The 24,656-nt window shown below is 70.5% G+C and carries 20 protein-coding genes; 13 read left to right on the forward strand and 7 right to left on the reverse strand.

Annotation, left to right across the window (positions count from 1 at the left end):
* The first annotated feature begins 19 nt into the window (after window positions 1-19).
* The 4 genes from ON26_RS22235 to ON26_RS22250 are packed head-to-tail and all read left to right on the forward strand — an operon-like array spanning window position 20 to window position 4,615.
* Window positions 20-2,290 (forward strand): carbon starvation CstA family protein, encoded by a 2,271-nt coding sequence (locus ON26_RS22235; protein WP_040798170.1) that lies wholly within the window; start codon window positions 20-22, stop codon window positions 2,288-2,290.
* 12 nt (window positions 2,291-2,302) lie between these two features.
* Window positions 2,303-2,533, forward strand: a complete 231-nt coding sequence (locus ON26_RS22240; RefSeq protein ID WP_051027362.1) for a YbdD/YjiX family protein — start codon at window positions 2,303-2,305, stop codon at window positions 2,531-2,533.
* A gap of 51 nt (window positions 2,534-2,584) precedes the next feature.
* Window positions 2,585-4,057: a DNA-3-methyladenine glycosylase 2 family protein gene (locus ON26_RS22245; RefSeq protein ID WP_051027363.1), complete on the forward strand. Its 1,473-nt coding sequence runs from the start codon at window positions 2,585-2,587 to the stop codon at window positions 4,055-4,057.
* Window positions 4,058-4,087: 30 nt separating this feature from the next.
* On the forward strand, window positions 4,088-4,615 hold the full coding sequence (locus ON26_RS22250; protein ID WP_040798171.1) for a methylated-DNA--[protein]-cysteine S-methyltransferase: 528 nt from the start codon (window positions 4,088-4,090) through the stop codon (window positions 4,613-4,615).
* A 300-nt stretch (window positions 4,616-4,915) separates the two neighbouring features.
* Here the strand turns inward: ON26_RS22250 and ON26_RS22255 are convergent, their stop codons facing one another.
* Both ON26_RS22255 and ON26_RS22260 read right to left on the reverse strand, forming a co-directional pair.
* Window positions 4,916-8,200 carry an AAA family ATPase gene (locus ON26_RS22255; RefSeq protein ID WP_040798172.1) on the reverse strand — a complete coding sequence of 1,095 codons (3,285 nt, stop codon included), beginning with the start codon at window positions 8,198-8,200 and terminating at the stop codon, window positions 4,916-4,918.
* A gap of 46 nt (window positions 8,201-8,246) precedes the next feature.
* Window positions 8,247-9,557: an exonuclease SbcCD subunit D gene (locus tag ON26_RS22260; RefSeq protein ID WP_083884285.1), complete on the reverse strand. Its 1,311-nt coding sequence runs from the start codon at window positions 9,555-9,557 to the stop codon at window positions 8,247-8,249.
* A 94-nt stretch (window positions 9,558-9,651) separates the two neighbouring features.
* On the opposite strand from ON26_RS22260, the gene ON26_RS22265 reads away from it, so the two are divergent.
* Window positions 9,652-10,515 (forward strand): DUF6542 domain-containing protein, encoded by an 864-nt coding sequence (locus ON26_RS22265; protein ID WP_083884286.1) that lies wholly within the window; start codon window positions 9,652-9,654, stop codon window positions 10,513-10,515.
* 87 nt (window positions 10,516-10,602) lie between these two features.
* Here the strand turns inward: ON26_RS22265 and ON26_RS22270 are convergent, their stop codons facing one another.
* The gene (locus ON26_RS22270) at window positions 10,603-11,613 is read right to left on the reverse strand and encodes a 4-hydroxy-3-methylbut-2-enyl diphosphate reductase (protein ID WP_040798174.1); all 1,011 of its coding nucleotides are present in this window, start codon (window positions 11,611-11,613) and stop codon (window positions 10,603-10,605) included.
* Window positions 11,614-11,676: 63 nt separating this feature from the next.
* Between ON26_RS22270 and ON26_RS22275 the strand changes: the two genes are divergently transcribed.
* The 3 genes from ON26_RS22275 to ON26_RS22285 all read left to right on the forward strand — a co-directional run bounded on the left by ON26_RS22275 (window position 11,677) and on the right by ON26_RS22285 (window position 13,962).
* Window positions 11,677-12,330 (forward strand): lipid droplet-associated protein, encoded by a 654-nt coding sequence (locus ON26_RS22275; protein WP_040798175.1) that lies wholly within the window; start codon window positions 11,677-11,679, stop codon window positions 12,328-12,330.
* 73 nt (window positions 12,331-12,403) lie between these two features.
* Window positions 12,404-13,723, forward strand: coding sequence for an exodeoxyribonuclease VII large subunit (gene xseA / locus ON26_RS22280; RefSeq protein ID WP_040798176.1), 1,320 nt, complete (start codon window positions 12,404-12,406; stop codon window positions 13,721-13,723).
* Window positions 13,724-13,725: 2 nt separating this feature from the next.
* The gene (locus ON26_RS22285) at window positions 13,726-13,962 is read left to right on the forward strand and encodes an exodeoxyribonuclease VII small subunit (RefSeq protein ID WP_174375429.1); all 237 of its coding nucleotides are present in this window, start codon (window positions 13,726-13,728) and stop codon (window positions 13,960-13,962) included.
* 148 nt (window positions 13,963-14,110) lie between these two features.
* Here ON26_RS22285 and ON26_RS22290 read toward each other — a convergent pair whose 3' ends face one another.
* Window positions 14,111-14,677, reverse strand: a complete 567-nt coding sequence (locus ON26_RS22290) for a DUF4245 domain-containing protein (RefSeq protein ID WP_040798177.1) — start codon at window positions 14,675-14,677, stop codon at window positions 14,111-14,113.
* A 131-nt stretch (window positions 14,678-14,808) separates the two neighbouring features.
* Between ON26_RS22290 and glpX the strand changes: the two genes are divergently transcribed.
* Both glpX and ON26_RS22300 read left to right on the forward strand, forming a co-directional pair.
* Window positions 14,809-15,852, forward strand: coding sequence for a class II fructose-bisphosphatase (gene glpX, locus ON26_RS22295; protein WP_040798178.1), 1,044 nt, complete (start codon window positions 14,809-14,811; stop codon window positions 15,850-15,852).
* Between the two features lie 191 nt (window positions 15,853-16,043).
* Entirely contained in the window at window positions 16,044-17,447 is a 1,404-nt protein-coding gene (locus ON26_RS22300; RefSeq protein ID WP_040798179.1) for a class II fumarate hydratase, read from the forward strand.
* A gap of 15 nt (window positions 17,448-17,462) precedes the next feature.
* On the opposite strand, the gene ON26_RS22305 is transcribed toward ON26_RS22300, so the two are convergent.
* From ON26_RS22305 to ON26_RS22315, 3 genes are all read right to left on the reverse strand, one after another.
* Window positions 17,463-18,221: an ESX secretion-associated protein EspG gene (locus ON26_RS22305; RefSeq protein ID WP_040798180.1), complete on the reverse strand. Its 759-nt coding sequence runs from the start codon at window positions 18,219-18,221 to the stop codon at window positions 17,463-17,465.
* Window positions 18,218-20,518, reverse strand: a complete 2,301-nt coding sequence (locus ON26_RS22310; protein WP_040798181.1) for a WXG100 family type VII secretion target — start codon at window positions 20,516-20,518, stop codon at window positions 18,218-18,220. Before ON26_RS22310 ends, ON26_RS22305 begins: the two co-directional genes overlap by 4 nt.
* A 108-nt stretch (window positions 20,519-20,626) precedes the next feature.
* Complete coding sequence (locus tag ON26_RS22315; protein WP_051027364.1) at window positions 20,627-20,944, reverse strand: hypothetical protein; 318 nt, start codon at window positions 20,942-20,944, stop codon at window positions 20,627-20,629.
* A gap of 329 nt (window positions 20,945-21,273) precedes the next feature.
* Here ON26_RS22315 and phoH2 point away from each other — a divergent pair, with 329 nt between their 5' ends.
* The 3 genes from phoH2 to ON26_RS22330 all read left to right on the forward strand — a co-directional run bounded on the left by phoH2 (window position 21,274) and on the right by ON26_RS22330 (window position 24,453).
* Window positions 21,274-22,692: an RNA 5'-3' helicase PhoH2 gene (gene phoH2, locus ON26_RS22320; protein WP_174375430.1), complete on the forward strand. Its 1,419-nt coding sequence runs from the start codon at window positions 21,274-21,276 to the stop codon at window positions 22,690-22,692.
* A gap of 183 nt (window positions 22,693-22,875) precedes the next feature.
* Window positions 22,876-23,472, forward strand: coding sequence for an LGFP repeat-containing protein (locus ON26_RS22325; protein WP_040798182.1), 597 nt, complete (start codon window positions 22,876-22,878; stop codon window positions 23,470-23,472).
* 114 nt (window positions 23,473-23,586) lie between these two features.
* Entirely contained in the window at window positions 23,587-24,453 is an 867-nt protein-coding gene (locus ON26_RS22330) for an acyl-ACP desaturase (protein WP_040798183.1), read from the forward strand.
* Window positions 24,454-24,656: the final 203 nt, after the last annotated feature.

The following is a 24,656-nucleotide window of genomic DNA, read 5'->3' on the forward strand; positions in this document are numbered from 1 at the left end:
CGCGTCACAGGAGTAGCGGATGGCGACGATCGAATATCTGCGTACCGACCCGGATCTGCCACCGGTCGGGGTGGTCGACAGATCCCCGATGACACCGGTCGAGAAGGGTGTCTTCGCCGCCATCGCGATACTCGGCGCGATCGCCTGGGCGATCCTGGCCGTCGCGCGCGGCGAGAACATCAACGCGGTGTGGATCGTCGTCGCGGCGGTGTGCACCTACGTCATCGCCTACCGCTTCTACGCGCGCTACATCGAGTGGAAGATCGCGAAACCGCGCGACGATCTGGCCACGCCGGCCGAAATCCTGGAGAACGGCAAGGATTTCATGCCGATGGACCGCCGGGTCCTCTACGGCCATCACTTCGCCGCCATCGCCGGCGCCGGTCCGCTGGTCGGGCCGGTGCTGGCGGCGCAGATGGGCTATCTGCCGGGCACGATCTGGATCGTGGTCGGCGTCTGCCTGGCCGGTGCGGTGCAGGACTACCTGGTGCTGTGGGCGTCGACCAAGCGGCGCGGGCGCAGCCTCGGACAGATGGCCCGCGACGAACTCGGCGCGGTCGGCGGCGTGGCGGCCATCGCGGCGATTCTCGTGATCATGATGATCCTGCTGGCGGTGCTGGCGCTGGTGGTGGTCAATGCGCTCGGCGAGAGTCCGTGGGGCGTGTTCTCCATCGCGATGACCATTCCGATCGCCCTGTTCATGGGCATCTACCTGCGGTTCCTGCGACCGGGCCGGGTGGGTGAGGTCTCCGCGATCGGCATCGTGCTGTTGTTGCTCGCCATCGTCGGCGGCGGCTGGGTCTCGGAAACCGACTGGGGCGCGGACTGGTTCACGCTCTCGCGCACCACTATCGCCTGGGCACTCATCGGTTACGGCTTCCTGGCCTCGGTGCTGCCCGTGTGGTTGCTGCTCGCCCCGCGCGACTACCTGTCGACCTTCATGAAGATCGGCACGATCGGTCTGCTGGCCATCGGCATCCTGGTCACCATGCCGGTGCTCACCGCTCCGGCGATCTCGGAATTCGCGAGCACCGGTGCCGGTCCGTCCTTCGCGGGCAGCCTGTTCCCGTTCCTGTTCATCACCATCGCCTGCGGCGCGCTGTCGGGCTTCCACTCACTGATCTCCTCCGGCACCACGCCGAAGCTGTTGGAGAAGGAATCGCACGCGAAGATGATCGGCTACGGCGGCATGCTGATGGAGTCGTTCGTCGCGGTCATGGCCATCATCACCGCCTGCATCATCGACCAGCATCTCTACTTCGGCCTGAACGCCCCGGCCTCACTCACCGGCGGGACACCCGAAACCGCTGCCGCATACACCAATTCACTCGGCCTGGCAGGCACGCCCGCCACCGCGGACACCTTCGTCAACGCTGCCGCCGACGTCGGCGAGACCTCGATCATCTCCCGCACCGGCGGCGCGCCCACGCTGGCGATCGGCATCTCCGAGGTGTTCCACCAGTTCCTGGGCGGCGCGAGCATGAAGTCGTTCTGGTATCACTTCGCGATCATGTTCGAGGCGCTGTTCATCCTCACCACCATCGACGCGGGCACCCGCGTCGCGCGGTTCATGGTTTCCGACGCGCTCGGCAACTTCGGCGGGCCGCTGGCCCGGCTGAAGGATCCGTCCTGGCGGGTGGGCGCGTGGGTGTGCTCGCTGGTGGTGGTCGCGGCATGGGGGTCGATCCTGCTGATGGGCGTGAGCGATCCGCTCGGCGGCATCAACGCGCTGTATCCGCTGTTCGGCATCGCCAACCAGCTGCTGGCCGCCGTGGCGCTGACCGTGGTGGTCACCATCCTGGTGAAGAAGGGCCTGACCAGGTACGCCTGGATCCCGGGGATCCCGCTGGTCTGGGATCTGCTGGTGACCATGACCGCGTCCTGGCAGAAGATCTTCTCCGCGGATCCGAAGCTCGGGTACTGGAAGCAGCACAGCCTGTGTCAGCAGGCGCAGGACGCGGGCACGCTGTGCCTCACGGCGAAGACTCCCGAAGAAGTCGACGTCGTGGTGCGCAACACCTTCATCCAGGGCACGCTGTCGATCCTGTTCGCGGTGCTGGTGCTGATCGTGGCGGTCGTCGGCGCGCTGGTGTGTGCGCGGGCCTGGCGTTCCGGGGAAAGGAGTACCTCCGAGTCGCCGGAGGAACCGTCGAAGATCTTCGCGCCGAGCGGGTTCATCGCCACCCCGGCCGAACGCGAGGTGCAGAAGCAGTGGGACGAACTGATCGCTGCCGGTACGGTCCGGGCGCCGGGAGCGGCGCACGTGGTCGACGTGAAATCGGACGCGTGAGGCAGGGCGGTCATGGACACCGACCGAACGTCCCCGGCACCGTCGAGCCCGGCCGGGCGGGTGCGCGCGGCGGTGCGGGCGACGCTGTGGTGGCTGGATTCGGTGGTCGGCGGGCAGGACTATCAGCGCTATGTCGCGCACCTGCGCCGCCGCCATCCGGACCGGCCGGTGCCGACCGAACGGGAGTACTGGCGGGACCGGCACGCCCATGCCGACAGCAATCCGGCGGGCCGCTGCTGCTGATCGGTGACGATGTCCGATTCCCGCTAGCACGGCCGTCGCGCGGCTGACATCGTGGAAGGCGTGACGATCACGGCGCTGGATTTCGAGCGATGCTATCGGGCGGTCTCGACCCGGGACTCCCGCTTCGACGGGCAGTTCTTCACCGCCGTGCGGACCACCGGAATCTATTGCCGCCCTTCGTGTCCCGCCATCACCCCGAAACGGGTGAATGTGTCGTTCCTGCCGACCGCGGCGGCCGCGCAGCAGGCCGGTTATCGCGCCTGCCGCCGGTGCCTGCCGGATGCCGTTCCCGGTTCGCCGCTGTGGAACACGCGCGCGGATCTCGCGGCTCGCGCCATGCGGTTGATCGGCGACGGCGTGATCGAACGCGGCGGCGTGCCCGCCCTGGCCGCTGCCCTGGGGTACTCGGCACGGCAGCTCACGCGGGTGCTCACCGCCGAACTGGGAGCGGGACCGCTGGCGCTGGCCAGGGCGCATCGCGCGCACACCGCGCGACTGCTGGTGCAGACCACCGACATGCCGATGTCGGAGGTGGCGTTCGCGGCCGGATTCACCAGCATCCGGCAGTTCAACGACACCGTGCGCGAGGTCTTCGCCGTCAGCCCGACGGTCATGCGCACTGAGGCCCGCCGCCGCGCGGGCACCCCGGCTCCCGCCGACGGCGTGCTGAGCCTGCGGCTGCCCTACCGGGAACCGCTCGACCAGGCTTGGCTGGAATGGTTCCTCGGCGCGCACTCCGCACCGGGCGTCGAGCGGTGGTCGGGCGGGACGTACACGCGGAACCTGCGCACCCCGCACGGGCACGCCACGGTGGCGCTGCGGATCCGGCCCGGGCACGTGCAGGCCGAGCTCGCCCTGCGCGACATGCGTGATCTGGCGCCGACGGTGGCGCGGGTGCGGCATCTGCTCGATCTGGACGCCGACCCGATCGGCGTCGACGAGGTGCTCGGCGCGGACTTCACCCGTGGCATCCGGGTGCCGGGCTGCGCCGATCCCGCCGAGCTGTTGCTGCGCACCATGATCGGTCAGCAGATCTCGGTGTCCGCTGCCGCGACCCACACCGGGCGATTGGTGCGTGAGCTGGGCGAGAGCGTGGACGGGCCGGTATCGCACCTGTTCCCCACCGCCGCGGCTGTCGCCGAACACGGCGCGCGGGTGCTGACCGGCCCGGCCCGGCGCATCGAGTCGATCGTGCGGGCGGCGGCGGCCATCGCCTCCGGCGACCTGGCGCTGCATCCGGGCCGTACCGCGCTCGAACTGCGCGCCGACCTGCTGGCCCTGGACGGCATCGGCCCGTGGACAGCCGACTATGTGACCATGCGCCTGCTCGCCGACCCCGACACCTTGCTGCGCAGCGACCTGATCGCGCGGCGCGGCGCCGAACTGCTCGGCATCGACCTCGGCGACACAGCCCGCTGGTCGCCCTGGCGTTCCTATCTGTCCATGCACCTGTGGAAAACCGCGCTGGCCGCGCGCGCACTCGCCCGCCCGGTCGTCCCCGACGACGATCGCCGCGTCGGCTGACCCGCCCACATTCATCGAAAGCGAGCCCTCATGTCCCCTTCCGTCGCCGACTTCGCGATCGCCGCGACCCCGATCGGCCCGTTCACCGCCATTGCCGACGCCGACGGCGCGGTACTGGCCTCCGGCTGGACCGCCGATGCCGACGACCTGCGTCTGTTGATCCACTCCGCACTGCGGCCCGCCGAACTCCGGCAGCGCGACTCGCTCGGCGAGATCACTCGCGCCGTGGTCGCCTACCACGACGGTGACACCACCGCGATCGACACGGTGCCGGTGCACCAGCGCTCCGGTGAATTCCTCACCCACGCCTGGGAAGTCCTGCGCAAGATTCCCGCGGGCGAGCCCGTGACCTACACCGCCTTCGCCGCGCTGGCCGGACGTCCTCTGGCGACCCGCGCCGCCGCCAATGCCTGCGCGCGCAATGCCGCCGCGCTCTTCGTCCCCTGCCATCGGGTGCTGCGCCTCGGCGGTGCGCTGGGCGGCTTCCGCTGGGGGCTGGAGGCCAAGCGGTGGTTGCTCGATCACGAGAGCAGGCAGGCGGGAGTCGGCAAGCCGTGAGCCGGGCGTTCCGGCCTCGATGCCCACCGCGGCAGGCGGCGCGATCGACGGGATCGACGGGATCGGTCGGCAGGGCGTCACGCGTCGCCGCATCGGCGAATGGCCGCAGACGCGCTCGCCTGCTCGACGTGACCGTGGCGGCCGGCCATCTCCACAACGGCGCATGGTCGCGAGCGTGCTCGATCCGTCGGCGTGGCCGGCGCAGCACCACGCACCACGCACCACGCAGCGCCGCGTCGGCGAATCGGCGTGTCGGCGAATCGCCCGAGCGAGCTGCCTCGCGCCCGCTGGACGTGCGGCTCAGGCGACGGTCGCGCGCAGGGTGGATCCCTCGCGACCGCGCACGACATGCAGGCGGCTGGGGATGCGCTGACGCATTTCGTCGACGTGGCTGACGATGCCGACGACTCGGCCGCCCGCGCGCAGTTCGTCGAGGACACCCATGACCGCGTCGAGGGTGTCGGAGTCGAGACTGCCGAAACCTTCGTCGATGAAGAGGGTGTCGAGCACGACCCCGCCGGATTCGGCGGCAACGGTGTCGGCGAGGCCGAGCGCCAGAGCGAGTGAGGCCATGAAGGTCTCGCCGCCGGAAAGGGTCTTGGCCGGACGGACGGCACCGGTGTAGTCGTCGCGGATGTCGAGGCCGAGACCGCCACGGCGGGCGCCACGGCTCGTCTTGTCGGTGTGCACGAATTCGTAACGCCCGCCCGACATCCGGCGCAGGCGGATCGAGCCGGAGATCGCGACTTCCTCGAGGCGGGCGGCGAGCACATAGGAGCGCAGGGAGATGCTGCGGTTGTTCTCGCCGCGGCCGGCGACGACGTCGGCGAGGCGGTCGAGTTCATCGTGCGCACGCCGCCGCGGAGCCAGCCGCTCCACCTCGCTCCACAATTGGGTGCCGAGTTCCTCGAGCGCATGCACACGGCGGCTCGCCTCGGCGCGGGCCGCGATCGCCGCGTTCGAGCGTTGCTGCGCTTCTTCGACCGCCTGCAGCACCGCCGGCAGGTCACCCGGCTCGGCCTCGGCGGCGGCCTGAATCCCTGGCTCGGCCAGCACGGCTTCGGCGGACGCGCGGAGCCGGTCGGCAGCCACGAGTTCGGATTCGATCTCGTTCTGCCGCTGCGGTGTTCGCGCGGCCGCTTTAACCACCTGGGCGTAGGCGCTGATCCGGGCGACTTCGTCGGCACCCTCGGGCACTTCGGTCGCCGGCTCGAAACCGGCGGCGACAGCACGGTTCTCGACTCGATCGGCGGCGGTGGCGACGCGCCCGAGCGCCTCGAGGGCCGCCGAGCGGGCCTGCGCGAGCGCGGCGGCGGCGTCGACGAGAGCATCCAGGCGGGCGCGGCGGTCCTCGACGGTGCGGTCCGCGCCCGCCGCCTCGCGCACCCGGGCAGTGGCTTCGGCCAAGCGAGTTCGGGCGGCGCGGATGCCGGTGCCGACCTCGCCGAGGCGCACCTGCGTGGCGCGCAGTTCGTCCTGCACCCGGGCTTGTTCGTCGCGCAGGCGAGTGAGTTTCGCGTTCGCCGTGTCGTAGGCGCTCGCGGCGTCTGCGGCGTCCTCGTGACGGACGTTCGCCGCACGCAAGGTCGCCGCCAGTTCGACGGGATCGGCGTCGCCGCCACGGGCGAGCAGACCTTCGATGTCCTTTTCCAGGTCGACGATGCGGATGCCGATCCGATCACGTCGCTGCTCGGCTGCTCGTTCGGCCTCGGCGGCCGCCTCCTCCGCGTCCACGGATACCGCGTCCACGGCGCTCTCGGCGGGCGCGGGATGCTCGCTCGAGCCGCACACCGCACACGGATGCCCGGTGACGAGCGCGCCGGCGAGTTCGGCCGCCATCCCGGCCAGCCTGCGCTCGCGCAAGGTGAGTACCCGCGCGCGGGCGTCGTTGTGGGAGGCGCGAGCGGATTCGAACTCCACACGGGTCGCGTCCAGATCGGTACGGCGCCGAACCAGTTCGGCGGCCGCGTTCGCCGCTGTTCGCAGGCGGTCGCATTCCGAGGCGAGCGCGGGCAGCGCGGCCTTGGCCTCGCTCGCTTCCCGCAGCCGCAGTTCCGCGGCGGTGATCGCGGCGGGCAGTTCGCCGTGGCGGCGGGTCAGCTCGTCCTCGCGACGGGTCAGCCTTTCGTCCTCGGCGCGCAGATCCTTCAGCTCCACGGACAGTTCGGCCGCGGCGGTCGCATCGGCCTGCACGATGTCGAGCGCTCCGGCGTGCGCGCTCCACGCCCGCATCGCCGCGTCCAGGTCGGCGTCGTCGCGCAGGCGCGCGGGCTGGGCCGCGTCGTCCAGCAGTCCGCCGTCGCCCTGCAGACGCGAACCCTGAGCCACGCCATCCGGCAGTCCGGCCTCGCCGCGCAGACGCGAACGCTCAGCCGCGCCGTCCAGCGGTTCAGCATCGCCATGCGGACGCGGGGGTTCGGCAGCGCCATCCGGCAGTGCGGCGTCGGTGCGCTGCGCTGCACCGGATTCCGCCACGAGGAGTTCCGCAGGCGGATCGGATCGCCCGACCAACAGGTCGAGCCGAAGGTCGGCTGCCTCGGGAACGGCAAGTGCCGCGGCCAGCCGATCGGCGGACCGACCGGCGTCCGCCTCGAGCCGGCGTGCGGTCACCACGATCTCGCGGGCTTCGTCGATCGCCTCGATGACCGGTTGCGCCCGGCGCGCGGTGTCGAGTTCGGCCTGCGCGGCCCGGCGCCGTTCGGCGGTCGCCTCGAAACGCGCGAGCTGTTCGCGGGCGGCCGTCATCCGGCGGCGCAGCTCGTCCTGGGCACGGACCTCGTCGGCCTGTGTGCGCAGCCGAGCGCATTCCTGTTCGCGCGCAACGGCATCGGCGGTCGCGTCGGCGAGGTCGGCGCGTGCCTGGGCGAGCAGTTGTTGCGACCATTCGACGGCGTCCTCGACCGTGGCGGACTCGGTGACGGCCAGTCCGGCCGCGCCGCGGATCTGGGCGATCAGCCGTTCGATGCCTTGCTCGGACTCGGCCAGTGCGGCACGCGAGGCCCGCCTGCGCTCGGCCAGCCATTGTTCGGCGACGCCGAATCGGCGGGTGTCGAACAGCTTTTCCAGCAGTTTTTCGCGGTCGTCGTTCTCGGCGCGCAGGAAGCGCGCGAAGTCGCCCTGGGGCAGCAGCACCACCTGGAAGAACTGGTCGGCGCTCATGCCGAGCAGGCGCACGACCTCCTCACCGATGTCGGGGATGCGCGAGAGGTTTTCTCCGCGACCGTCGAGCCATTCGAGAGTGGCTTTCGGCTGTTCGGTGCGGAAGCCGGTGCCGCGCAGCTTGGGGCGCTCGAATTCCGGGGAGCGGGTCAGGCGGAGCCGTCGCCCGCCCAGCGTGGCCTCCAGCACGACGCGGGGCGGGGTGTTCGCCGGGGCGTGGTCGGAGTGCAGGCGCTTGCTCTCGCCGCGCGCGCCGGGGACGCGGCCGTAGAGGGCGAAGGCGATGGCGTCGAGCACGGTGGTCTTGCCCGCGCCGGTCTGCCCGTGCAGCAGGAACAGGCCGTCTGCGCCGAGACTGTCGAAATCCACCACCGTCGGGGCGGCGAACGGGCCGAACGCCGTCATCTCCAGCCGGTGCAGCCTCATGCCGCACCGCCGTGTGCCGCGGGGCGCCCCGCGACCGGAGTCGCCGTCATGCCGTCAATTCCCCTTCCAGATCGTCGTCCGAGTCGTCGCCGCCCGCGGCGGCAGCACTCGGCACAGCAGCATCGTGTGGGCCGGCAGCGTGTGCGGCACCGCCCGGCACGGTGCCGCGCGGTTCAGCGGACGACGCCGCGTCCTCGTCGGTTCCGGCGAGCACCGACGACTGCTCGGGCTCGCCGACCGCCGCGGCCAGGGCGCGCTCCATCCACCGCACCTCCGAGGCCGACGGCTCGCCCCGCACATCGGTGAGGAACCCGCGCGCCACCGCGCGGTCGTCGCGCCCGCGCACCCGCTCGCGATAGTGCAGCACCGCGTCGGCGTCGGGGCGGATCCACTCCACGTGGACGGCGTGCGGGAAGCGGGTGCGCAGCCTGCGCATGGCGTCCAGCGGCCGGGCCCGGTCGGTCAGGGTCGCCGAGACATAGTGCTCGACGGCGTCCTCGTGCGCGGGGTCGGACAGCAATTCCGCCACCGTGCCGGTGAGCCGGGACAGCCCGCGCACCATCGGCAAGTCGCGTCTGCGGACCTCGGCGAGGCCCGATTCGTCCAGGTCGACGATCCAGACCGCTTTACGGTGTGAGGACTCGCCGAACGAATACGGCAGCGGTGAACCCGAATACCGCACCGCTTCCGAGAGGGTCTGTGGGGAGTGCAGATGACCGAGCGCCACGTAGTCGACGCCGTCGAAGGCCGACAGCGCGACGGTCTCGACGCCGCCCACCGAGATGGAGCGCTCCGAGCCGGTCGCCGCGCCACCCACCACGAACGCGTGCGCGAGCAGTACCGAGCGGGTGCCCGGCCGGGTCGCCAGCTCGGCGCGGATGCGTTCCATGACCACATCGACGACCTCGGCGTGCGAGCGGGCGCGAGGCACACCCAGCTCCCCGCGCACCACCTCCGGCTCGAGATAGGGGATGCCGTAGAAGGCGACGTCGCCGTGCTCGTCGGACAGCACGACCGGCTGGTCGGCGTCGGCCACCCTGGTCCGCAGATACAGCCCGCCGGCCGCCGCGAAGCTGGCGCCCGCGCCGAGCCGGGCGGGAGAATCGTGGTTGCCCGAGGTCGCGACGATCTTCGCGCCCGCGGCCGCGATGGCCTCCAGGCCGCGGGTGCAGACCCCGATGGCGTCGGCGCCGGGAATCGAACGGTCGTAGATGTCGCCGGGGACCACCACCACGTCCACCGACTCCTCGGCGACCAGCTCGGCGATCGCCGATAGCGCGCGCGCTTGATCGACCAGGAGGTCGACGCCGTGAAACGTCCGTCCCACATGCCAATCCGAAGTGTGCAGCACCCGCATGAGCCGACACGGTAGGCCCCGGCACCGACATGTGTCGATCACACCCCCGCGCGGCAGATCGACGCCGCAAATATCACCCGGTTAGTGTCTTGGGGTGGCTGCTTCCCAACGTGTGCGATCCCGGGTGCCCGCGCTGCAACGATCGTTCCTGCCGACGGTGCCGGGTGTACCCGCGTGGTCTGCGGTCCTCGTGGCGGTCGGCTGCACGCTCCTGGGGTTCCTGCTCGATGCGAGCGGCGGCAACACCGAACTCACCGGAACGTTCTCCGCGTTGTATGTCGTCGGTTGTGTCGCCGCTGTCCTCGCGGTGCGGATGCGCGGACTGTTCACCACGATGGTGCTGCCCCCGCTCCTGCTGTTCTTCGCGGTGCCGCTGGCCTATCGCCAGCTCAGCGGCGGTGGAAGCGGGCTCAAGGACGTGCTGCTCAATCTGGCGATCCCGCTGGTCAACCGATTTCCCACGATGATGATCGCCTCGGTGCTCGTCTGGGCCATCGGCGCGTATCGGATCTTCGTCTACCGCAAGGAGAACGGACGCTCGCCGGCGAAGCGGGGTGACGCCCGGCGCAGCCCGGCCAAGCGAAGCAGCGGGCGGGAACCGCAGAGACGTCCCGCACGGGCCGAGGGGGAAGCGGCGAGGCCGGCCGGGCGCAAGAAGGTCAAGCCGCCCCGGCCGCACGACGTCGCCGATATGGAGACCGACAAGTACGAGGCGCCGCAACTCGGTCGCAGGCCCTCGAAGGAAGTCGCCGACACCCCGCCCCGGGTGGGTGGCAGGCCGTCGCGGGAAGGACGGCCCACCGCGCGCACCGCGGCGGCTCGGGCCACCGGGGCTCGGGTGGAACCCGAACCGGCGCGCGGACGTGGACGCGGCGGCACACCGCCGCACCCGCAGGCCAATGTGCGCTATCGGGATCGCGAGGCGGGCCGCCCCCGGCGCAAGCCGGAAAGCCTCTAGCGCAAGCCGGAAAGCCTTCAGCACAGCCGGAAAGCCTCCAGCCCAAGCCGGAAAGCCTTCAGCTCGGGGTGGAAGGCCGCCGTCGGCTCAGTTGCGCGCCGCGCGCAGCTCGCGCGGCAGGGCGAACACCAAGGTCTCGTTGGCCGTGGTGACCGACTGCACATCCCCGAAGCCGTGCTCGGCGAGCATGTCCAGCACGCCGCGCACCAGGATCTCCGGCACCGACGCGCCCGAGGTGATACCGACCGTGCGCACGCCCTCGAGCCAGGCCGGGTCGATCTCGCGGGCGTAGTCGACCAGATGCGCGGCTCGCGCGCCCGCGTTGAGCGCGACCTCGACCAGGCGCACCGAGTTCGACGAGTTGCGCGAACCGACGACGATCACCAGATCGCACTCCGGCGCCATCGCCTTCACCGCCACCTGGCGGTTCTGGGTGGCGTAGCAGATGTCGTCGCTGGGCGGATCCTGCAGCGCGGGGAACCGCTCGCGCAGACGCTGCACCGTCTCCATCGTCTCGTCGACGCTCAGGGTGGTCTGGGACAGCCAGATGACCTTGTTCTCGTCGCGCACGTGGACCCGGTCCACCGCGTCGGGGCCGTCGACGAGCTGCACGTGGTCGGGGGCCTCACCGGCGGTGCCTTCGACCTCCTCGTGGCCTTCGTGGCCGATCAGCAGGATGTCGAAATCGTCGCGGGCGAAGCGCTTGGCTTCCTGGTGCACCTTGGTGACCAGCGGGCAGGTCGCGTCGATGGTGTGCAGATTGCGGGTCGCGGCGGCTTCGTGCACCGCGGGCGAGACGCCGTGGGCGGAGAAGACCAGCACCGCACCCTCGGGTACCTCGTCGGTCTCGTCGACGAAGACCACGCCGCGCTCGCGCAGGGTCTCCACGACGTGCCGGTTGTGCACGATCTCCTTACGCACGTACAGCGGGGCGCCGTGCTTCTCGAGCGCCTTCTCCACCGTTTCCACGGCCCGGTCCACACCGGCGCAGTAGCCGCGCGGCTCGGCCAGCAGGACGCGCTTGGCGCCCTCGGCGTCGATCGTCCCGGTACCGGCCGAGCGGGCGATACCGACGTTCAAGGGGATGGCCGAAGACATGCCCCACAGCTTACGTGGATGTTCCGTCTTTGCAGATCACACCCCATCGGGCAGGCTGGAAGCATGTTCCGACCACCGTTCCTGGCCCGGGTCGCAGCCGGCGCCGCCGTCTATGCCCTGGAAGAAACCCGTCGGCTACCGAGCGCCGCGGTCAAGTTCCCGATCACGGCGATCAGCCAGATCCTGCAGACCGGCATGCACGTCCAGCAGTTCGTGACCAGCCTCGCTCTCAAAGGCGACGCCGTCTTCGACCGCCTCGTCCCGGCCACCGATGCGCAGCCCGCGTGGGCGACCTTCGATGAGGATCTGGACGAAGAGCAAACCAACGGCAACGACTTCTCCGGGTGGGCCAGCCGATTCGATCTGCACGCGGGCGAGGAGTCCTCGACCGTCAACGGCCACACCGGCTCGAGTGTGACGACCGTCGCGCAGGACCTCACCGAACTCGGCGCGGAGGCCGGCGAGACCGCTGACGAGGTCGCCGCCGAGCCGGCGCCCGCCGCCGAGCCGTCGGCCACCGGAACCGAGGTCGACGAGCCCGAAGTGGCGCGCCGCTACGACTACGCCGCGATGACGCTGGCCCAGCTGCGTGCCCGGCTGCGCATGCTCTCCCTCGACGAACTGACCGCGCTGCTCGACTACGAGCAGCGGACCCTCGCCCGGGCGCCCTTCGTGACGATGCTCACCAACCGGATCGCCACCGTTCAGGCCCAGTGAGGCCGCCCCGACCGCCACGCCGACGGCCGACCGGAGAGCTACCCGGTCGGCCGTCGCGCGTATACCTGAGGCCATGACGACACAGGACGGTTCGGTGAACGCGCCCGCGGCCGCCGCGCCCGCCAATTCCGCCGAGCACCCGTGGCCGGTGCGCTCGGTGTCGGTCAAGGTGATGCAGTGGATCGACCGGCTCGGCAGCATCTGGGTCGAGGGCCAGATCACCCAGATCAATCTCCGTCCCGGCGCCCGCACCGCGTTCCTCGTCCTGCGCGACCCCTCCGCCGACATGTCCCTGCAGCTGACCTGCGATTCGGACCTGATCCGGCGGGCGGCGGCGCCGCTGCGGGAGGGCAGCCGCGTCGTCGTGCACGGCAAGCTGGTGTTCTTCCCCGCGCGCGGCAGCATCTCGTTGCGGGTCGTCGAGATCCGGCAGGTCGGCGTCGGTGAGCTGCTGGCCAGGATCGAGCGGCTCAAGGCGCTGCTGGCCGCCGAAGGGCTGTTCGACGAACGGCTCAAGCGTCCGATCCCGTTCCTGCCCAAGGTGATCGGGCTGATCACCGGCCGTGGCGGCGCCGCCGAGCACGATGTGCTGACCGTGGCCGCCGAGCGTTGGCCCGCGGTGCGTTTCGAGGTCCGCAACACCGCGGTGCAGGGTCCGACGGCGGTGCCGCAGATCCTCACGGCGCTGAGCGAACTCGATCGCCATCCCGAGGTGGACGTGATCGTGCTGGCGCGCGGCGGCGGCAGTGTCGAGGATCTGCTGCCGTTCTCCGACGAGGCACTGTGCCGTGCCATCGTCGCCGCGACCACGCCGATCGTCAGCGCGATCGGGCACGAACCGGACAATCCGCTGTCGGACTACGTCGCCGACCTGCGCGCGGCGACGCCGACCGATGCCGCCAAGCGCGTGGTCCCCGACGCCGCCGCCGAACTCGCGCTGGTGAGGGAACTGCGGGCCCGCTCCGCCGCGGCGCTGCGCGGCTGGGTCGAGCGGGAGTCCAGGGCGCTGGCGCAGTTGCGGTCGCGGCCGGTGCTCGCGGATCCGGTGCGCGAGATCGACCGGCGCGCGAGCGAGATCGAACGCGCCCGCGCCGATGCCCGCCGCTGCGTCGAGCACCTGCTCGCGGTCGAGTCCACCGCCACGCGGCATCTGCGCGAGAAACTCACGGCTGTGGGTCCGGCTTCGACACTGGCGCGTGGTTACGCTGTCGTGCAGCGGGTCCAGGGCCGGGAACGACACGTCGTCCGTTCGATCGAGGACGCGCCGACGGGCAGTCAGCTGCGCATCCGGGTCGCCGACGGGGCGGTCACCGCGGCCGCCCTCGGCACGACCGCGCTGGGCACCGAGACCACCGGCCGCAAACGCCCGGCCGACGACACAGGAGGGAACTGACCTTGGCCGACTCGGACAAGGACGAGCTGGCCGAGATCGCCGGCTTCGGTTACGAACGCGCCCGCGACGAGCTGGTGAACGTCGTGAAGATGCTCGAACAGGGCGGCATGGACCTGGACGACTCGCTGGCGCTGTGGGAGCGCGGAGAGGCGCTGGCCAACCGGTGCGAGGAGCACCTCGCCGGGGCGCGGCGACGGGTCGAGGACGCGCTCGCCGGGACGGACTCCGAGGAGGCCTGAGCCGGTCTGCCGCCGGATCGGCGGACATCAGGGCTGGTCTGCCCTCGCGGCGAGGCTGCGGCTTGCGAGTCCTCGCGAACTCACGCGAAGCCGCGTCCTGCCGGGCTTCGCCGGCCCGCGACAGGCGCCGGGCCCACCAGGAGTCGCGTCAGCGCGCGAGCGGCTGGGCGGCGGTGATCGCCTGCGCGAGAGTCGTGAACGCGGCGTCGTCACCCGCGCCGCTGATGAGCACCCTGACCTTGCCGAAATCGGCGATCCAGGCGGTCTCCTCGGTCGGCTCGGCGTAGACGACCCACTTCTGGCCGCCGATCTGTTCGACGCCGCCGGCGTACCGGGAGCCGAGGACGAAACGGGACAGCGACCGCTCGGTGGCGTTCGTCTGCGTCATCCGCATGTAGGTGCCCGCATCGGTGATGTACCCGACCGTGCTGACCTGGCCGCCGCCCTCGCCCACGATGGTGTCGCGCGAGCCGGAGTTGGGCGTCCAGGATTCGGGTACTTCCGGATCGCGGATCGGGAAGGACAGCGTGCGGGCGTCGGACTGCAGCGCGGCCGCGGCGTCGAACGTCGGGATCTGACCCTGGATCGGCCCCTTCGCGGCGAAGCTGCACTGACTGGCCAGACCCGCGAAGACCACGACGATCAGCACCAACGGGAGCAGCGAAAACAGCAGGTCCTTGTAGTTGAGCAGGATGCGTGGCTTCTGGTACGACACGCCCCCCAGTATCCACGCGGTGGGACACTCCGGGAGCGCGCACCCCGTCGGGTGGACCGGGCGTGCACGGACCGGCCTCCCCGCAATGAGACAATTGTCCGGTAACACACAACCCGAGGAGGCACCCCGCTATGACGGCATCTTCGCCCGCACCCAGCCGCCGCGAGGCTCCGGACCGCAACCTGGCACTCGAACTCGTCCGAGTCACCGAGGCGGGCGCGATGGCCGCCGGTCGCTGGGTCGGCCGTGGCGACAAGGAGGGTGGCGACGGAGCCGCCGTCGACGCCATGCGTCAGCTGGTGAGCTCGGTGTCCATGAACGGCGTCGTGGTGATCGGCGAGGGCGAGAAAGACGAAGCGCCCATGCTGTACAACGGCGAGTCCGTGGGTGACGGCACCGGTCCCGATGTGGACTTCGCGGTCGACCCGATCGACGGCACCACGCTGATGTCGAAGGGTTCGCCGGGCTCGATCTCGGTGCTCGCGGTCGCCGAGCGTGGCGCGATGTTCGACCCCTCGGCGGTGTTCTACATGCACAAGATCGCGGTCGGCCCCGAGGCCGCCGACGTGATCGATATCTCGGCCCCGATCGGCGAGAACGTCCGCAAGGTCGCCAAGGCCAAGCACCTATCGGTCTCCGATGTGACCGTATGCATCCTCGACCGCCCCCGGCACGCCGAGCTGATCCAGCAGGTCCGCGACTCCGGCGCGCGCATCCGGCTGATCTCCGACGGCGACGTGGCGGGCGCGATCGCCGCGGCCCGTCCCGACTCGGGCACCGACCTGCTCGTCGGCATCGGCGGCACCCCCGAGGGCATCATCGCCGCGGCGGCGCTGCGCTGCATGGGCGGCACGCTGCAGGGCATGCTCGCCCCGAAGGACGACGAGGAACGGCAGAAGGCCATCGACGCGGGCCACGATCTGGATCGCGTGCTCAGCACCGAGGATCTGGTCTCCGGCGACAACGTCTTCTTCTGCGCGACCGGCGTCACCGACGGCGACCTGCTGCGCGGCGTGCGCTACTTCCCCGGCGGCGCGTCCACCCAGTCGATCGTCATGCGCTCGAAGTCGGGCACGGTCCGCATGATCGACGCCTACCACCGGCTGACCAAGCTGCGCGAGTACTCCTCGGTCGACTTCCACGGTGACGAGGACGCGGTGCCGCCGATGCCCTGAACGGCGACCTGATCTTCCTGTCATCCGCGGCCGCACCGGACCCCTCCGGTGCGGCCGCGGTGCTGTGCGAGCCCGGCAGTGTCCGAGATCGGCGGTCGGGCCCTGTACTGCGCCGGCACGGGCTGTGTGGTCTGTCTCCGCGCCGCGCGTGGCACCCCCACGGACCGGCCGCGCGGCCTACTGTCGGAATCATGACCGAGGAGACGCAGTACCGCATCGAACACGACACCATGGGCGAGGTACGGGTTCCGGCGCAGGCGCTCTGGCGTGCGCAGACCCAGCGGGCCGTGGAGAACTTCCCGATCAGTGGCCGGGGTCTGGAGCGCGCGCAGATCCGCGCGCTCGGCCTGCTGAAAGCCGCGTGCGCGAAGGTGAACCGGGATCTCGGCCTGCTCGATCCCGCCAAGGCCGAGGCCATCATCGCCGCCGCGGGCGAGATCGCCGACGGCAAGCACGATGATCAGTTCCCCATCGACGTGTTCCAGACCGGTTCGGGCACCAGCTCCAATATGAACGCCAACGAGGTGATCGCCTCCATCGCCGCCGCCAACGGCGTCACCGTGCACCCCAACGACGACGTGAACATGTCGCAGTCGTCCAACGACACCTTCCCGACGGCGACCCATCTCGCGGCGACCGAGGGCGTCATCACCGATCTGGTTCCGGCGCTCGAGCACCTGCGGCTGGCGCTGCTGGACAAGTCGGTGGAGTGGCGCACCGTGGTCAAGTCGGGCCGCACTCACTTGATGGACGCGGTGCCCATCACCCTCGGCCAGGAGTTCGGCGGCTACACCCGCCAGATCGCGGCGGGCATCGACCGGCTGATGGCCACCCTGCCCCGGGTCGGCGAACTGCCCATCGGCGGCACCGCCGTCGGTACCGGTCTCAACGCGCCCACCGGATTCGGCGGCAAGGTCGTCACCGAACTGGTGCGCTCGACCGGCATCGACGCGCTCAGCGAAGCCATCGACCACTTCGAGGCCCAGGCCGCGCGCGACGGCCTCGTCGAACTCTCCGGCGCGCTGCGTACCGTCGCGGTCAGCCTCACCAAGATCGCCAATGACATCCGCTGGATGGGCTCGGGCCCGCTCACCGGCCTGGCCGAACTCCAGCTGCCCGATCTGCAGCCCGGCAGCTCGATCATGCCCGGCAAGGTCAATCCCGTTCTCCCCGAAGCGGTCACCCAGGTCGCCGCCCAGGTGATCGGCAACGACGCCACCGTCGCGTTCTCCGGTGCGAGCGGCGCCTTCGAACTCAATGTCTACATCCCGGTGATGGCACGTAATGTCCTCGAGTCGATCCGCCTGCTGGCCAACGTCTCTCGGCTGTTCGCCGACAAGTGCATCCACGGACTCGTCGCCGACGTCGAAAGGCTGCGGACACTCGCGGAGTCCTCGCCGTCGATCGTGACGCCGCTGAACTCCGCGATCGGCTACGAGGAGGCTGCCGCCGTCGCCAAGGAGGCATTGAAAGAGAAGAAGACGATTCGTCGGACGGTGATCGACCGCGGACTGATCGGCGAGAAGCTCACCGAGGAGGAGCTGGACCGGCGACTGGATGTGCTCTCGATGGCCAAGGTGGACGACACCGAATAGCTCCGGTCCACGCCATCACCGGAACGCCCCTTCCGGTCGAGTGGACGCGGCGCGTGCGAGTACCCCGGCGAGGTGGCGGGCCATGTCGCCGGGGCCGGCCGGGCGGATCATCAGCGCCCGGTTGGCAAGGGTTTCGAGATACCGCCCGTCGGCGGTGTCGATCCAGCGCACGGCGGTGATCCGCCGCGGCTGCGGCACGAGTGCGCGCAGGACGGTGACGGCTCCTCGGGTCCGGTGTGGCTGATTCCAGAAGCGGTGATAGTCCTCGGCGCGCTCCCGGCGCGCGGCGGCGCGGAACGAGTCGCGGCGCTCGGTGGTGAGATCGTCGAGCAGGAAGGCGCGTTCGGGGATCACGCCCGGTGCCCGGCCGGGCAGCAGGGCCACCAGTTCCGCGGTCAAACCTGTTGCCGGGCAACGTCGTAGCCGGACCGCGCCGGTCTCGGCGTCCTGGACCGCCACCACCGCCTCGCGCCCGCCGGCGATGCCGCCGACCGCGCGGATCTCGGCGCCGGCACGCCGATTGTCGTACCCGAAAAGCTCGACGCGCCATTCGGATTCGGCCAGCGTGAGCACCGCCCGCCGGATCGGCTCGTTCTCCGGACGGTTCAGTACGTCGCGCACTTTCCACTGGTAGGCACGGTATTCGCGGGTGCTCTCGAATCGGCTGGTGAACCGCAGCGGGAAAGGCATGCGGTCGGCCCCGGTGCCGAACCACGCCGCGGCGAACTGCTCGCCGCCGGCCGTCCACAGGTACTTCTTCGACGGGGCTGTCATCGGTACTCGTCGCCGGTGGGCGCGCCGTGCACGGGCGGGACGTGGACGGGGAAGTCGGTATCACGTCCGGCCGCGGGCTGTCCGCGCCGGAATCCGGTCGCAACGGACTGATCGATCGGGGGCAGGCTCAACGAGCAATCGCCGGTGCGGTCGGCAGGGAGCGGGTCGTCCGGCGGTCGCGCGCCGGACCCGACGAACGAGCGCAGGCCGGGCAGACGCGGGATGGCGTCGGTGTTCTCGGTACCGGCAGCATCGGCGGGTCGCTCGTCGGCGCCTATCGCGGGGGGAACGGTCTTCCGCGGTTCTCCCAGCAATTCCTGCCCGTACCGCGCCGCATGCCGATGTGACTGCGTGCCCGGTCCGGCGTCGGTGACCGGGGCGGCATCGAAGGCCGGGCACTCCTCGGCGCCTCTCGCCGGAGGCGCCGTCTTCTCGGGCTCGCCCGGCAACTCGCGTTCGTGGAGCGACGGCTGAGGACGGCGCATCCGGCGGTGTCCGGTCGGTGCGGGTTCGTCGGCGCCCAGAGCCGGCGGCACGGTCTTCTCTCGCTCCCCGAGCAGTTCGCGGCCGTGTTCTCCGGTCCGCAGGTAATCGGGTAGGTGATGTTCGATATCGGCTTTCGCGCCGAGTCGGGCGGCGGCGGCGAGTACACCTGTGTAGCCGCCCGTTCCGGCGATGGACGATCCCGATACCGGGCCGACCGTCGGGGGCGGTGCACTCGGGGGCGCGGCCGGGGGCGGGCCGGACTGCGGAGGCACAGAGACGCCCGGGCGGGGCGCCGGACCAGCGGCGTTCGGTGGCGCCGGGGTGCCGGGCAGCGCAGTTGCGCCAGGGGCGGACGGACGATCACCCGTGGACGAAGCAGCGGGCGGGAGAGGCACAGCGGTGGCGGTCGGACGGTCGGCGGCGAGCGAGGCCGCGGGCGGCATCGCTGCGGGCGCGGGCGCTGTCGCTCCAGGCGTAGGCGTCGCCGCTCCAGGCGCAGGGGTGAGAGTGGGTCCGGACGGCAACGGGGTGTGAGATGGCGGCGGGGACGTGCCGATGCCCGGTGCGGCGGGTGTCGGGGCAGCAGGTGCGTTGTATTGCGGCGCGCCGCCGGCCAGTGGTGTCGTCGGCGAGGCGGGAGCGGAGGTCACCGGGGCGGCCGGGGACGAAGTGGGGGGCGCAGCGGCGGCGGGTGTCGATGCGGGCGTAACGGGCTGTCTCGCAGGGTGTTCCATCGACTGACCGGACATCGACGCACCGGCGCTCGCCGCCGATGTCTCGGCCGAACCGGGAGCCGACGACTCGCCCTGTTCCGGCGGCAGGCGGTGGCCCATTCCGCCAACGACAGGGCCGTCGCCGTCCGAGGCGCCCCACCACCCGCTGTTTCCGAGGCCGCCGGGGCCGTCGCCGGAAATCGGGGGCACACCGACCGGATCGTCACCGGACGCACCGTTCCGAACAGAATCATCGGGCCAGTCGAGGGCAGGCACCCGCGTGCCGCCCTGGGCGGGCGTGTTCTGCGTGGTGGTGGCGCCCTCCGAGAAATACGGACCGACGCCGGCGGAACCGTCTCCTGGTACCGAGGGGCCGTGGCCCGTGCCTTCGCTCGGCCCGTCCGCAGCGACGACCGGCACCCTCTCATCCGCCTCGGCGTCGACGGTGGAGGTCGCATCATCGTCACCGGAGACTTCTGCCTCCGGCGATACGGAGCCGGCCTCACCCGGCCCCTCACCACCGAACCCGGCCGCGCCGAGCAACCGCTCCGGTTCACCCGCGCCACCCGAGGCCGGGCCGGAACCGGCGGCCACCCTCGTGGCAGGCGAGGGGAAGGCGGGCAAGGTCGGGGCGATGGCGGTGTAAGGCCGCAGGTACAGGTTCGTCATGTCGTCGCGAGCCTGTTCCTCGGCGGTATTGCGGGCGCGGGCGGCATCCGAACCGGTCGCGGCCTCGACAGCGGGGGGAATGGCGGCGCGGAAGCGGGCGGCGGCATCGGCGGCGGCCTGCACGGGGCCGGTCTGAGCTTCCAGCGCGGCGGCGAGCGAACTCAGTCCGGTGACGAGGTCACGGACGCGGGGTTGCGCCGCGTCGGCGGCGGCGCCTTCCCAGCCGAGTTCGACGGCGCGGGCGACGGCCGCTTCGAAGCGATCGACGGCGGCGGACACGATGCCCGCGATCTCGGTCCAGGCATCGACGGCGGTGGTGATCTCACCGGGCGCCATCCGGCTCGCCGCCTGCGCGATCCTGGCATGGGAGAAGCTGTGCGGATTCTCGGTGTCGGAGATGATCCGGCCGTCGGTTCCGTGGTTGTGCATCGCGCCCCCTCGCATCGATGTCGTCGATAGGGTTGGACGCGGCTCGCCCCGGCGGGGTTCCATCGAATTCCGTTGCCCGCCGCGGCAAACGGGTACCCGGAACGCGAGCTACGACTGGCTGTGTTCGGCCAGGTAGCGGATGTAGAACGGTCGCAACTGATCGGCTATCTCGCTCTCACCGGCGCGCAGGTAGTCGTCGATGAGCGGCAGCACGTATTTGATGTCGACCTCGCTCTCGGAGAGATTCCCCGCGGCGGCTTCGGCGGCGGGAATGAGCGTCAGCAACTTCCACAGATACCTCACATCGACCCGGCGCACCGCTGTCCGTACCGCGCGCTCGTGCAGCTCCTTGGACGAGAGCTTCTCCAGCTCCTCGTACCTGCCCGGGTCCGCGTTCTTCTCGCTCGACTCCCTGTCATCGGCCATATCGCGACTCTATCCGGCGCTCGGCGCGGACGCGCTGTGTTCTTCCTCAGCGGTCTGCCACACAGCCTTGGTGAGCTGCGAGTTAACGGGAACTTCACCGAGCAGCATTGCTGATCATCGAGCGCGGACCCGGCAACGACCTGTAGCGTCGATGATGCGGATCGCGTTGGTGTGGTTCGTACGGGAGGTCCTGACTTTGACTGAACTATTCAGTTCGAGGGGGCCGGCACCCGGCCCTCATGACCACGACTGATGTCGTAGTCATCAGGACGGACCGGTCCAGCGAGATCGTTCGCACGGGTGCCGGGCGAACGCAAAAGGAGCCCACCGTGACTGCTGCACGCTCCGTTTCCGCCTTCTCGGCGACCTCCCATTCCACCGGCATCGGGGAACACCTCCACAAGAGAACAGCCGGTTCGAGCGAGCCCGAGGAAGCCCGCACTTCGCGTCACACCGCAGCCAAGACCTTCGTCATCGACACGTCGGTGCTGCTCTCCGATCCCTGGGCCTTCACCCGGTTCGGCGAGCACGACGTCGTCCTGCCGCTGGTCGTCATCAGTGAGCTGGAGAACAAACGGCATCATCACGAACTGGGCTGGTTCGCGCGGGAAGCCCTGCGCAACCTCGACGATCTGCGCGTCGCGCACGGCAGGCTCGACGAGCCGCTGCCGATCGGCACCGAGGGCGGAACCCTGCAGGTAGAACTCAATCACACCGATCCGTCGGTGCTCCCGGTCGGCTTCCGCACCGAGACCAACGACTCCCGGATCCTGGCCTGCGCGCTGAACCTCTCGGCGGAGGGCCGCCGGGTCGTGCTGGTGTCCAAGGACATTCCGCTGCGCGTCAAGGCGAGCGCGGTCGGTCTGCGCGCCGACGGCTACCACGCCCAGGACGTGGTGACCTCCGGCTGGACGGGCATGGTCGAACTCGATGTGGCCTCGACCCGCATCGATCAGCTCTACGCCGACCAGGTTCTCGATCTGGAGGAGGCGCGGGAACTGCCCTGCCACACCGGTATCCGGCTGCTCGGCAGCAGCTCGAGCGCGCTGGGCCGGGTCACCCCGGACAAGCGGGTGCAACTGGTGCGCGAACGGGAAGCGTTCGGTTTGCACGGTCGCTCCGCCGAGCAGCGCATCGCGCTGGACCTGCTGCTCGACGAGAGCATCGGCATCGTCTCGCTCGGTGGCAAGGCGGGCACCGGCAAGTCGGCGCTCGCGCTGACGGCGGGCTTGGAAGCGGTGCTGGAGAGGCGTTCTCAGCGCAAGGTGGTGGTGTTCCGGCCGCTGTACGCGGTGGGCGGGCAGGAGCTGGGCTACCTGCCGGGCAGCGAGAGCGAGAAGATGGGCCCCTGGGCCCAGGCGGTGTTCGACACCCTCGACGGTCTGGCCTCTCCCGAGGTGATGGAGGAGGTGCTCAGCCGGGACATGCTGGAGGTCCTGCCGCTGACCCACATCCGCGGCCGTTCGTTGCACGACTCGTTCGTGATCGTCGACGAGGCACAGTCACTGGAGCGCAATGTGCTGCTCACGGTGCTCAGCCGGCTCGGTGCGGGTTCGCGGGTGGTGCTCACCCACGACGTGGCCCAGCGCGACAACCTCCGGGTCGGCAGGCACGACGGCGTCGCGGCGGTGATCGAAAAGCTCAAGGGTCACCCGCTTTTCGCGCACATCACGCTCACCCGCAGCGAGCGCTCACCGATCGCGGCGCTGGTCACCGAGATGCTGGAGGAGTACGGCCCGAACTCCTAGCGGGCAAATAATCGGAGTGTGGTTCGAAACACATCTCGCGGGGTAGTATCCGCCGAATTACCAGTTCGGCATCGATTCGGCTCCTCGCGAGTTGATTCGCCGACTCGTTGCCGTTTTCGGCCAGGTTCCCGTGCGGCGTCGCTTCCCGCGATGTCGCACGGGAATCCGACGAGAGGGGTTCGAATGCACCACGCTCGACGTTCGGCTGGATTCGTAGCGGCACTGGCGTCCGCCGCGCTGATTCTCGGCGGCTGCTCCGACGAGAGCGACGACGGCACCGCGGTGGCCACCATGACCACCGGCCCGATCGCCACGATGACCTCCCCCGCCGCGAACATGACCGGCGAACCGACCACCACCGCCGCGGAGGGCGGCGCCACGACCACCGCCGGCGAGGAGGCGAACGACACCGGAGACGAGACCAGGATCCCCATCTCCGGCGGCGGTGAGGTGACCGTCTCCGGCGACATCTACGAGAAGTTCGTGGCGACCGGCGGCCCGGCCGGCGCGCTCGGCGCACCGCTGGGGCCCGAGGAATCGGCGCCCAACGGCGGGAAGTACCAGGATTTCGAGGGCGGCACGATCTACGAGCCCGCCGAGGGCGAGCCGCACATCGTGTGGGGAGCGATTCGCCAGGCCTGGGAGGACAACGGCGGCGCGGCGGGCGAGCTGGGCTACCCGACCTCCGACGAGACCGACATCCCCGGCGGCAAGCAGAGCACCTTCAGCGGCGGCACGATCACCTGGGTGGACGGCCAGATCACGGTCACCAAGAGCTGACGACCGCCCCCGACACGCCCGGACCGCTGCTCGAGCGATCCGGGCGTGCGCAGGTAGGCGCTCGATTATCGCCCGCCTCCCCCATCGCGCGACCACAACGGCTAGGTTGTCCTCGTGCAAACACTGTTGACCGATCGCGAGCTGCTGGAGTCACTCGCGGACGAGGTGGAACTGAATCTGCGTCGTCACGTCGCCGTTGCCGACGGCTGGCAGCCCCACGAGCTCGTGCCGTGGGACAACGGACGCAACTTCGCCTTCCTCGGCGGCACCGACTGGGAACCGGGCCAGGCCCAGCTCAGCGAGGTCGCCGTGGTCGCGCTCACCGTGAGCGTGCTGATCGCCGACAATCTCCCCTCCTACCACCGGGAGCTGGGCAAATACCTGCGTACCGGCCCGTGGTGGCGCTGGGTCGGCCGGTGGACGGCCGAGGAGAACCGGCACGAGATTCTCATCCGCAACTACCTGATGGTCACCCGCTCGGTCGATCCGGTCGAGCTGGAACGAGCCAGGATGCGGCATATGACCGACGGCTTCCGCCGCGAGCCGCTGCATCTGCTCGACGTGCTGGCCACCAACGCGTTCGAAGAGTCCGCGTCGGCGCTGCGGCACCGCAATACCGCTGCCCTGAACGAGAACCCGCTGGTCACCGCGATCGCCGAGCGCATCGCCGCCGACGACGCGCTGCAGGCGGAATTCTTCGCCGCCGTGGTCTCCGCGGCCTTCGAGCTGGTGCCGGATCAGGCCATGCGCGCGGTCGCCGATCGGGTGGCCGGGTTCTCGGTGCCGAAGGTGGAGCTGCCCGACGGCCGGTCCAGCGACACGGTGCTGGCTGAGGCAGGCATCTACGATCCGGCCGTCGAGGGCGAGAAGATCTTCGGTCCCCTGCTGCGGCAGTGGAATGTGTTCGGCCGCACCGATCTCGGCCCCGCCGGCGAAGCCGCTCGCGCCGAACTCGAGCACCTGCGGGCGTTCGCTTCCTGACACGATCGAAAAAGGCCGGACCGGGTATTCACCGGGTCCGGCCTTTTCGGTTTCGGAGAAGCTGTGCGCGCCCGTGGACGCCGAGCCGATCGGCGCCGCGCGGGGACGCGGAACTCAGCCCAGCAGGCGCCAGTCCTCGAGGCCCTGGTAGAGCGGGACGCTCTGGGCCAGCTTCGAGACCCGGCCGCGCAGGGTCGCCACAT

The sequence above is a fragment of the Nocardia higoensis NBRC 100133 genome, from assembly GCF_000308595.1.
GTDB classification, from domain to species: domain Bacteria; phylum Actinomycetota; class Actinomycetes; order Mycobacteriales; family Mycobacteriaceae; genus Nocardia; species Nocardia higoensis.

Coding starts and splice junctions, on each gene's coding strand:
- ON26_RS22235 (WP_040798170.1), top strand. CDS start 20: ATGGCGACGATCGAATATCTGCGTACCGACCCGGATCTGCCACCGGTC.
- ON26_RS22240 (WP_051027362.1), top strand. CDS start 2,303: ATGGACACCGACCGAACGTCCCCGGCACCGTCGAGCCCGGCCGGGCGG.
- ON26_RS22250 (WP_040798171.1), top strand. CDS start 4,088: ATGTCCCCTTCCGTCGCCGACTTCGCGATCGCCGCGACCCCGATCGGC.
- ON26_RS22255 (WP_040798172.1), bottom strand. CDS start 8,200: ATGAGGCTGCACCGGCTGGAGATGACGGCGTTCGGCCCGTTCGCCGCC.
- ON26_RS22260 (WP_083884285.1), bottom strand. CDS start 9,557: ATGCGGGTGCTGCACACTTCGGATTGGCATGTGGGACGGACGTTTCAC.
- ON26_RS22270 (WP_040798174.1), bottom strand. CDS start 11,613: ATGTCTTCGGCCATCCCCTTGAACGTCGGTATCGCCCGCTCGGCCGGT.
- ON26_RS22275 (WP_040798175.1), top strand. CDS start 11,677: ATGTTCCGACCACCGTTCCTGGCCCGGGTCGCAGCCGGCGCCGCCGTC.
- xseA (WP_040798176.1), top strand. CDS start 12,404: ATGACGACACAGGACGGTTCGGTGAACGCGCCCGCGGCCGCCGCGCCC.
- glpX (WP_040798178.1), top strand. CDS start 14,809: ATGACGGCATCTTCGCCCGCACCCAGCCGCCGCGAGGCTCCGGACCGC.
- ON26_RS22300 (WP_040798179.1), top strand. CDS start 16,044: ATGACCGAGGAGACGCAGTACCGCATCGAACACGACACCATGGGCGAG.
- ON26_RS22305 (WP_040798180.1), bottom strand. CDS start 18,221: ATGACAGCCCCGTCGAAGAAGTACCTGTGGACGGCCGGCGGCGAGCAG.
- ON26_RS22310 (WP_040798181.1), bottom strand. CDS start 20,518: ATGCACAACCACGGAACCGACGGCCGGATCATCTCCGACACCGAGAAT.
- ON26_RS22315 (WP_051027364.1), bottom strand. CDS start 20,944: ATGGCCGATGACAGGGAGTCGAGCGAGAAGAACGCGGACCCGGGCAGG.
- ON26_RS22325 (WP_040798182.1), top strand. CDS start 22,876: ATGCACCACGCTCGACGTTCGGCTGGATTCGTAGCGGCACTGGCGTCC.